The sequence below is a fragment of the Nocardiopsis sp. FIRDI 009 genome (assembly GCF_003386285.1).
GTDB lineage: Bacteria > Actinomycetota > Actinomycetes > Streptosporangiales > Streptosporangiaceae > Nocardiopsis.
This window is the reverse complement of sequence record NZ_QPNC01000030.1, coordinates 1-5,358: the sequence shown is the minus strand read 5'-3', so window position 1 is coordinate 5,358 and position 5,358 is coordinate 1. Positions and strand designations below refer to the sequence as shown.

Genomic DNA, 5,358 nt, shown 5'->3' with positions numbered 1-5,358 from the left:
AAAAAAAACCGTGGCAGCGACCTACTCTCCCACCCCACCACAGGGCAGTACCATCAGCGCAAAAGGACTTAACGACCGGGTTCGGAATGTCACCGGGTGTAACCCCCCCGCCATAACCACCACGGAAACCATGATGTGAAACAGTATGCGCGAGCACCCAACTATCTGCAGCGGACAAGCCCTCGACCTATTAGTACCGGTCAGCTCCACCCCTCACAAGGCTTCCACACCCGGCCTATCAACCCCATCGTCTCTGGGGAGTCTTACCCTCTCAAAGGAGGCAGGAGACCTCATCTCGAAGCAAGCTTCCCGCTTAGATGCTTTCAGCGGTTATCCCTCCCGAACGTAGCCAACCAGCCATGCCCTTGGCAGAACAACTGGCACACCAGAGGTTCGTCCGTCCCGGTCCTCTCGTACTAGGGACAGCCCTTCTCAAGTCTCCAACGCGCACAGCGGATAGGGACCGAACTGTCTCACGACGTTCTAAACCCAGCTCGCGTGCCGCTTTAATGGGCGAACAGCCCAACCCTTGGGACCAACTCCAGCCCCAGGATGCGACGAGCCGACATCGAGGTGCCAAACCATCCCGTCGATACGGACTCTTGGGGAAGATCAGCCTGTTATCCCCGGGGTACCTTTTAGCCGTTGAGCGACACCGCTTCCACACGCCGGTGCCGGATCACTAGTCCCAGCTTTCGCTCCTGCTCGACACGTCCGTCTCACAGTCAAGCTCCCTTGTGCACTTACACTCAACACCTGATTACCAACCAGGCTGAGGGAACCTTTGGGCGCCTCCGTTACCCTTTAGGAGGCAACCGCCCCAGTTAAACTACCCACCAGACACTGTCCCCGAACCGGATCACGGCCCAAGGTTAGATGCCCGAAACAGTCAGAGTGGTATTTCACCAACGCCTCCACCGCCACTAGCGTGACAGCTTCACCGGCTCCCACCTATCCTACACAAACCATCCCAAACACCAATGTCAAGCTATAGTGAAGGTCCCGGGGTCTTTCCGTCCTGCTGCGCGAAACGAGCATCTTTACTCGTAGTGCAATTTCACCGGGCCCATGGTTGAGACAGTGGGGAAGTCGTTACGCCATTCGTGCAGGTCGGAACTTACCCGACAAGGAATTTCGCTACCTTAGGATGGTTATAGTTACCACCGCCGTTTACTGGCGCTTAGATTCCCAGCTTCGCAGAGGCGAACCCCCACTAACCAGTCCTCTTAACGTTCCAGCACCGGGCAGGCGTCAGTCCGTATACAGCGTCTTACGACTTCGCACGGACCTGTGTTTTTAATAAACAGTCGCTTCCCCCCGCTATCTGCGACCCCACCCAGCTCCAGAGGTAAACTCCTTCACCAGACAGGGCTCCCCTTCTCCCAAAGTTACGGGGACAATTTGCCGAGTTCCTTAACCATGGTTCACCCGAACGCCTCGGTATTCTCTACCTGACCACCTGCGTCGGTTTAGGGTACTGGCCACACACGAACTCGCTAGAGGCTTTTCTCGACAGCATGGGATCACTCACTTCACCAAAAACGGCTCGGCATCACGCCTCAGCCACACAGTGCGCGGATTTACCAACACACCAGCCTACACGCTTACCCCCGGACAACCACCGCCGGGTAGAGCTACCCTCCTGCGTCACCCCATCACTTACCTACTACAACATCGGTTCCCAGACCAACCAATAAGGAATCCCGAAGGAAACCAAACCAGTCAGCGTGGTTAGCATCCGTCGCCTCGATACTGGACGCTCGTGCACGGGTACGGGAATATCAACCCGTTATCCATCGACTACGCCTGTCGGCCTCGCCTTAGGTCCAGACTCACCCTGGGCGGATTAACCTGCCCCAGGAACCCTTAGTCAATCGGCGGCAACGTTTCTCACGCTGCTCTCGCTACTCATGCCTGCATTCTCACTCGCACACCCTCCACCACACGATCACTCGGCAGCTTCACCGGATGCACGACGCTCCCCTACCAACCCAGCCAAACGACTGGGCTCCACAGCTTCGGCGGTGTGCTTCAGCCCCGCTACATTATCGGCGCAGAACCACTTGACCAGTGAGCTATTACGCACTCTTTAAAGGATGGCTGCTTCTAAGCCAACCTCCTGGTTGTCTCAGCAACTCCACAACCTTTCCCACTTAGCACACGCTTAGGGGCCTTAGCTGATGATCTGGGCTGTTTCCCTCTCGACTACGAAGCTTATCCCCCGCAGTCTCACTGCCACGCTTCACTTCACCGGCATTCGGAGTTTGTCTGACGTCAGTAACCTTGTCGGGCCCATCAGCCAAACAGTAGCTCTACCTCCAGCAAGAAACACGCGACGCTGCACCTAAATGCATTTCGGGGAGAACCAGCTATCACGGAGTTTGATTGGCCTTTCACCCCTACCCACACCTCATCCCCCAGGTTTTCAACCCTGGTGGGTTCGGGCCTCCACGAGGTCTTACCCCCGCTTCACCCTGGACATGGGTAGATCACCCCGCTTCGGGTCCACAGCATGCGACTCCAACGCCCTCTTCAGACTCGGTTTCCCTACGGCTACCCCACCCGGGTTAACCTCGCCACACACCATGACTCGCAGGCTCATTCTTCAAAAGGCACGCCATCACCAGACCCAAAGATCCAGCTCTGACGGCTTGACAGCACACGGTTTCAGGTACTCTTTCACGACCCCTCACCGGGGCACTTTTCACCTTTCCCTCACGGTACTAGTGCACTATCGGTCACCAGGACGTATTTTGGCTTAGCAGGTGGTCCTGCCAGATTCACACGGAATTCCTCGGGCTCCGCGCTACTCGGGAACACACCAACACCTAGACTCTTCCTTCACCTACGGGACTCTCACCCACTCCGGTACCGCTTCCCAACGGATTCAGCTAGAAGAACCATCAGCGCTCCAGGCCGGCAGACCTGAACAGATGCACCCCACAACCCCGCACACGCAACAACTGCCGTCTATCACACGCGCACGGTTTAGCCTCTTCCCCGTTCGCTCACCACTACTCAGGGAATCACTATTGTTTACTCTTCCTACGGGTACTGAGATGTTTCACTTCCCCGCGTCACCACCAACTGCCCTATACATTCAGACAGCGGCAACCCGACACAACTCGGGCTAGGTTTCCCCATTCGGACACCCACGGATCACAGCTCGGTTGACAGCTCCCCGTGGCCTATCGCGGCCTCCCACGTCCTTCATCGGCGCCTGGTGCCAAGGCATCCACCGTATGCCACTATCACTTGGCCACTACAGATAACAAGATGCTCGCGCACACTATTCACAAATCAAAACACCAACCGCACACCCAAACACCACTCAACCCACCCGACCCTTCCAGGCCAAGGTGAAGAACCGAGAGTTCTCCGGGGCGGTCCGCGGGAACCAACCAACGGTTGCTTCCTCAGACACCCAACAGCGCGCCCCCCAACGCTTCTAGACCGCTGGAGGCAAAGTCCGATTCTCGTAAAAACCATTCCCAACTCGCCAGGCTCTCAACGAGCCCCACGGCCGGGTCCACTTTCGAGTCCGACCAGCACATCGATTAAAACACTGGCCTGTGAAAGACTCCTTAGAAAGGAGGTGATCCAGCCGCACCTTCCGGTACGGCTACCTTGTTACGACTTCGTCCCAATCGCCAGCCCCACCTTCACTCACTCCCTCCCCGAAGGGTTGGGCCACAAGTTTCGGGTGTTGCCGACTTTCATGACGTGACGGGCGGTGTGTACAAGGCCCGGGAACGTATTCACCGCGGCGTTGCTGATCCGCGATTACTAGCGACTCCACCTTCATGGGGTCGAGTTGCAGACCCCAATCCGAACTGAGACCGGCTTTTAGGGATTCGCTCCACCTCACGGTATCGCACGCCCATTGTACCGGCCATTGTAGCATGTTTGCAGCCCAAGACATAAGGGGCATGATGACTTGACGTCGTCCCCACCTTCCTCCGAGTTGACCCCGGCAGTCTCCCATGAGTCCCCACCACTACGTGCTGGCAACATGGAACAAGGGTTGCGCTCGTTGCGGGACTTAACCCAACATCTCACGACACGAGCTGACGACAGCCATGCACCACCTGTCACCCACCAACTAAATGACCCCACATCTCTGCAGGTCCACGGGTGATGTCAAACCTTGGTAAGGTTCTTCGCGTTGCGTCGAATTAAGCAACATGCTCCGCCGCTTGTGCGGGCCCCCGTCAATTCCTTTGAGTTTTAGCCTTGCGGCCGTACTCCCCAGGCGGGGCGCTTAATGCGTTAGCTACGGCGCGGAAACCGTGGAAAGTCCCCACACCTAGCGCCCAACGTTTACGGCATGGACTACCAGGGTATCTAATCCTGTTCGCTCCCCATGCTTTCGCTCCTCAGCGTCAGGTAAGGCCCAGAGACCCGCCTTCGCCACCGGTGTTCCTCCTGATATCTGCGCATTTCACCGCTACACCAGGAATTCCAGTCTCCCCTACCTACCTCTAGCATGCCCGTATCCACTGCAGAACCGGAGTTAAGCCCCGGTCTTTCACAGCAGACGCGACACGCCGCCTACGAGCTCTTTACGCCCAATAATTCCGGACAACGCTCGGACCCTACGTATTACCGCGGCTGCTGGCACGTAGTTAGCCGGTCCTTATTCCCCACCTACCGTCAACCCCGAGAACACCCGGAGCCTGCGTTGGTGGTAAAAGAGGTTTACAACCCGAAGGCCGTCATCCCCCACGCGGCGTCGCTGCGTCAGGCTTTCGCCCATTGCGCAATATTCCCCACTGCTGCCTCCCGCAGGAGTCTGGGCCGTGTCTCAGTCCCAGTGTGGCCGGTCGCCCTCTCAGGCCGGCTACCCGTAATCGCCTTGGTAGGCCGTTACCCCACCAACAAGCTGATAGGCCGCGAGCCCATCCCTGACCGACACAACTTTCCACCCCCCACCATGAGGCGGAGGGTCGTATCCGGTATTAGACGGCGTTTCCACCGCTTATCCCGGAGTCAGGGGCAGGTTGCTCACGTGTTACTCACCCGTTCGCCGCTCGTGTACCCCGAAGGGCCTTACCGCTCGACTTGCATGTGTTAAGCACGCCGCCAGCGTTCGTCCTGAGCCAGGATCAAACTCTCCATAAAGGTCACTCAACCCGACCCGACCACCCGACAGGATGGCTTGGGGCGGGTAAACCTAGAAGTAATCCTGACCAACCACATCATGTGGTTAATCAAAGGAACCCAGCACACCGAACACGATGGTTCGTGTGTGACGGGGCCAAAACAAACATGGCTTAAAGAAAATCAAACACGCGCTGTTGAGTTCTCAAGAAACAACCACTCTTCCCGTACAAGCCCCGAACCGTGGACCCGAAGTCC

The 5,358-nt window shown here is 57.3% G+C and carries 3 rRNA genes; all 3 read right to left on the bottom strand.

Annotated features, from left to right (window positions below):
• Positions 1-8: 8 nt before the first annotated feature.
• The 3 genes from rrf to DVR05_RS22560 all read right to left on the bottom strand — a co-directional run bounded on the left by rrf (position 9) and on the right by DVR05_RS22560 (position 5,121).
• Positions 9-124, bottom strand: a 5S ribosomal RNA gene (gene rrf, locus DVR05_RS22570).
• 45 nt (positions 125-169) lie between these two features.
• A 23S ribosomal RNA gene (locus DVR05_RS22565) occupies positions 170-3,262 on the bottom strand.
• Positions 3,263-3,588: 326 nt separating this feature from the next.
• A 16S ribosomal RNA gene (locus DVR05_RS22560) occupies positions 3,589-5,121 on the bottom strand.
• The 16S, 23S and 5S rRNA genes sit together here, the layout of an rRNA operon.
• Positions 5,122-5,358: the final 237 nt, after the last annotated feature.